Genomic DNA, 4,095 nt, shown 5'->3' with positions numbered 1-4,095 from the left:
CAGGCTCTGGCCGGTCGGTCCCCTCGTGGGTAAGACCACCAACCGGAGAGCCGGATGCGGGAGACCCGCACGTCCGGTTCGGAGGGAGGGGGAGGCGCCGCCTCTCCCTACCCCTATCCGGCAATGACCCGTATGACGGCGCACCTCCCCAGCGAAGCTGGGGAGGAGAATGAGCAGCGCCGCCAGCGGAGAGCGCTTACTCCGGAAAGTGACAGGCGACCGTTCCCTTCCCCAGGGAACGCGTCGCCGGATCGTCGCGAGCGCAGAGATCGGTTGCCTTGGGGCAGCGCGTGCGGAAGCGGCAGCCTGAGGGAAGGTTCGCCGGGTCGGGCGGCTCGCCCTGCAACCAGAAATCCCGGGTGATACGTGCGCCGCCGATCTTGGGAATCGCGGCGAGCAGGGAGCGCGTGTAGGGGTGTCGCGGCCGATCGAAGATGTCGTCGGTCGGCCCGCTCTCGACGATGCGGCCGAGATACATGACGGCGACGCGGCTGCACATGGTTCGCACCACGGCGAGGTCGTGGCTGATCAGCATGTAGGTGAGCGCGAAGCGGGCGCGCAGATCGCGGAACAGGGTCAGCACCGTCGCCTGCACCGACACGTCGAGACCGGATGTCGGCTCGTCCAGGATGACGACCTTGGGATGCAGCGTGAGGATGCGCGCCAGCCCGACCCGCCGCTGCTGTCCGCCGGAGATTTCGTGCGGGTAGAGATCGAGATGCGTGTCGGGCAGGCCGACCGCGTCGAGGATGCTGCGGATGCGCGCCTCGCGCGCCGCCGCATCGAGCGCGGTATGGATGACCAGCGGCTCACGCAACGAGCTGCCGATCTTCCAGCGCGGATCGAGCGAGGCACCCGGGTCCTGGTAGGCGTATTGCAGGCTGCGGCGCACGGCGCGGCGGGCAGCCGGCGACAGCCGGTCGATCTGCTGGCCTTCGAAGTGGATCTCGCCGGCGGTGGGCTGGTTAATTCCCATGATCGTCTTGCCGAGGGTGGACTTGCCGCACCCCGACTCGCCCACCAGCCCGAACACCTCGCCCGGCATCAGGTCGAACGACACGCCGTCGACCGCCCTGATCGCGCCGATGCGCCGGCCGAACGGGCCGCGCACGGCAAAGTGGACCTCGAGATCACGCAGGCTGAGGATCGCGTCGGTCATGGCGCAGCGCGATGCGGATGGTAGCAGCGCACCCAGTGTCCGGCGCCGAGCTGCTCGACTTGCGGGCGCTCTTCGCGGCAGGTGTCGGTCGCCCGCTCGCAACGCGGGTGAAAGCGGCAGCCGGCGGGCGGCGCGAGCAGCACCGGCACCTCGCCGGGAATCCCGCGGGCGTTGCCGCTCGCATCGGGCAGGCTGGCCAGCAGCTTCGTCGTGTAGGGGTGCGCAGGTGCCGCAAAGAAGCGATCGACCGGCGCGGACTCGACGTCCTGGCCGGCATACATGACGTTCACGGCATCGCAGATCTCGTAGGCCGCGCCGAGGTCGTGCGTGGTCAGCAGCACGGCGACGTGACGCTCGCTGGCGAGCCGGCGGATGAGGCCCAGGATCTGCGCCTGGATGGTCACGTCGAGCGCCGTGGTCGGCTCGTCGGCGATCACCAGGTCGGGACCGGGCAGCAGCGCCATGGCGATCATCAACCGCTGGCGCTGACCGCCGGAGAGCTCGTGCGGATACTTGCGCAGCAGCTGCTCCGGGCGCGGCAGCTGCACGGCGTCGAGCAGCTCGAGCACGGCGTCGAAGTCGGTCCGCCGTCGCGCGGAGGGATAGCGCGACACGACGGCCGGCAGCCAGCCCGGGCCCGGCGGCGCGGCGGCGCGCGGCGACTTCCATTTCAGGATCTCCATGATCTGGTCGCCGACGGTGAACACCGGGTTGAAGCTGGTGAACGGGTCCTGGGGCACGAAGGTGATCGCCCGGCCGCGCACCGTCTGGTTGACCACGGTCTGGTCGGCGGTCAGCAGGTCGGCGTCGCGAAAGCGTACCCGACCTCCGGTGATCCGCGCCGAATCGCGCGGCAGCACGCCCAGGATGGCGCGCGCCAGCGTGGTCTTGCCGCAACCACTTTCGCCGACTAGGCCGAGCACCTGGCCGCGGTCGATCGACAGGCTGACGCGATCGAGCACCGAGGCGAAGCCGGCTTGTGTCGCGAATCCCAGCGACAGATCCTCCACCGCCAGAAGTGTCCTCACTTGCCTGCGGCTCCCCGCCGGATGCGCGGGTCGAGGAAGTCGCGCAGGCCGTCGCCCAGCAGGTTGAACCCCATCACCACCATGAAGATCGCGATGCCGGGGGCCGTCGCGTACCACCACGCCTCGGGCAGGAACTCGCGCGATTCGGCGATCATGCGGCCCCATTCCGGCGTTGGCGGCGGGGCGCCGAGCCCGAGAAAGCCGAGCGCCGCCGCGGTCAGGATGGTAGCGCCCATGCCGATCGAGGTTCGCACGATGATCGACGAGGCGATGTTGGGCAGCACGTGCAGGGTCATCACGCGCAGCGGCGAGGCGCCGAGCGCGATAGCGGACTCGATGAAGATCTCGTTCTTGAGCGAACGCGTCTCGGCGAACACCAGGCGGGCCCAGAACGGCCAGTAGGTGATGCTGAGCGCCAGGATGACGTTCTCGATCGACGGCCCGAGAGTCTGGGCGATGGCGATCGCCAGCACGATCTGCGGCACCGCGAGGAAGATGTCGGAGACGCGCATCAGGAGGTTGCTCGGCCAGCCGCCGTAGTAGCCGGCGACCAGCCCGATCGGCACGCCGACCAGAACGGCCGAGCCGACCGCGACCACGGCGATGGTGATGGTGATGCGGGCGCCGAACATGATGCGGCTCAACAGGTCGCTGCCCATGCGGTCGGTGCCCAGCCAGTTCACGGCGTCGGGCTCGCGCAGGCGGTTGGCGGTGTGGAACTCCGAGACGTCGCCCGGGAACGGCGCCAGGAGCGGCGCGAAGACGGCCACCACGACCAGCAGGACCAGCAGCGCCACGCCCAGTGCCGCCGCCCGGTCGCGGAACAGCCGGTCGAGCTCGCGCAGCCAGCCCTGCTTCATCGCTGCCCTCTTCATCGCGTTCCCCGAGGGTCGATGAAGGAATGGACGATGTCGACCAGCAGGTTGACGATCACGATCAGGGCGCCGATCCAGATGGTGAAGCCGATGATCGCCTTGTGGTCGGACTGCAGGATCGACTGCACGGCGAAGGTGCCGATTCCCGGCCAGTCGAACACCGTCTCGACCACCACGGCATTGGTCACCAGCACGCCGAAGATCAGGCCGATCTGCGTGACGGTCGAGATCAGGGCATTGCGCAACACGTATTTCCAGACGATCAGGCCGGGCGGCATGCCCATGGCGCGCTGGTAGAGCACGTAGTTGCTGTTGATAACGTCGAGCACGCCGGCCCTAGTGAAACGCACGATCGTCGCTGCCGCCGGCAGCGCCAAGGTCAGCGCCGGCAGGGCGATGTGGGAAAGCGCGCTGTGCAGGGACTCCATGTCCCAGCCGAGCAGCGAATCGATGATCATGAACCCGGTAACGGGCTCGGGGCCGAAGCCGTCGATCCGGCCGTTGAGGGGTGCCGTGCGCAGCTTCATCGAGAACAGGAACTGCAGCAGCATGGCCAGCCAGAATGCCGCGATGGCGAGGCCCGAGACGCTGATCACGCGCACGACGTGGTCCCAGATCGAGTTGCGCCTCAGGGCCGACACGACGCCGAGCGGGATGCCCAGCGCGATCGCGAGCGTGATGGCGACCAGGGTCAGCTCGAGGGTGGCCGGCAGGCGTTGCGCCAGGTCCTCCGAGATCGGCCGCTGGCTGTAGATGCTCGTGCCGAGATTGCCCGACAGCACGTCGCCGAAATGCCGAACCAGCTGTGTCGTGAGCGGCTGGTCGTAGCCCAGCTTGGTGCGCATCGATTCGATCTGGGCCTGCGTGGCGTTCTCGCCCAGCAGCACGCGCACGGGATCGGTCGGGATCACGTTGGTGATCAGGAAGACGATGACCACGAGTCCTGCCAGCGTCGGCACGAACCACGCCAGCCGCGAGACGATCATTTCCAGGCGGCGCATCAAGTCGCCTCGTCACTCTTGCCCTCCTCCCC

The 4,095-nt window shown here is 68.5% G+C and carries 4 protein-coding genes; all 4 read right to left on the bottom strand.

The genetic code is table 11. The features are described 5' to 3' along the window. Nucleotides 1-196 precede the first annotated feature (196 nt). From AB7O82_RS29590 to AB7O82_RS29575, 4 genes are read right to left on the bottom strand one after another with little or no spacing between them, the layout of a single operon-like run. Complete coding sequence (locus AB7O82_RS29590) at nucleotides 197-1,159, bottom strand: ABC transporter ATP-binding protein (RefSeq protein ID WP_428620875.1); 963 nt, start codon at nucleotides 1,157-1,159, stop codon at nucleotides 197-199. Then, on the bottom strand, nucleotides 1,156-2,187 hold the full coding sequence (locus AB7O82_RS29585) for an ABC transporter ATP-binding protein (protein ID WP_428620873.1): 1,032 nt from the start codon (nucleotides 2,185-2,187) through the stop codon (nucleotides 1,156-1,158). The genes AB7O82_RS29590 and AB7O82_RS29585 overlap by 4 nt, the downstream gene beginning before the upstream one ends. Further along, nucleotides 2,184-3,047, bottom strand: a complete 864-nt coding sequence (locus AB7O82_RS29580; RefSeq protein WP_428620871.1) for an ABC transporter permease — start codon at nucleotides 3,045-3,047, stop codon at nucleotides 2,184-2,186. Before AB7O82_RS29580 ends, AB7O82_RS29585 begins: the two co-directional genes overlap by 4 nt. A gap of 11 nt (nucleotides 3,048-3,058) precedes the next feature. Then, nucleotides 3,059-4,063 (bottom strand): ABC transporter permease, encoded by a 1,005-nt coding sequence (locus AB7O82_RS29575; protein WP_428550631.1) that lies wholly within the window; start codon nucleotides 4,061-4,063, stop codon nucleotides 3,059-3,061. Nucleotides 4,064-4,095 lie beyond the last annotated feature (32 nt).

Origin of the sequence: Reyranella sp. (assembly GCF_050185545.1) — a bacterium.
Taxonomy (GTDB): domain Bacteria; phylum Pseudomonadota; class Alphaproteobacteria; order Reyranellales; family Reyranellaceae; genus Reyranella.
This window is presented reverse-complemented; position numbering and strand designations above follow the sequence as displayed.

Coding starts and splice junctions, on each gene's coding strand:
- AB7O82_RS29580 (WP_428620871.1), bottom strand. CDS start 3,047: ATGAAGCAGGGCTGGCTGCGCGAGCTCGACCGGCTGTTCCGCGACCGG.
- AB7O82_RS29590 (WP_428620875.1), bottom strand. CDS start 1,159: ATGACCGACGCGATCCTCAGCCTGCGTGATCTCGAGGTCCACTTTGCC.
- AB7O82_RS29575 (WP_428550631.1), bottom strand. CDS start 4,063: ATGCGCCGCCTGGAAATGATCGTCTCGCGGCTGGCGTGGTTCGTGCCG.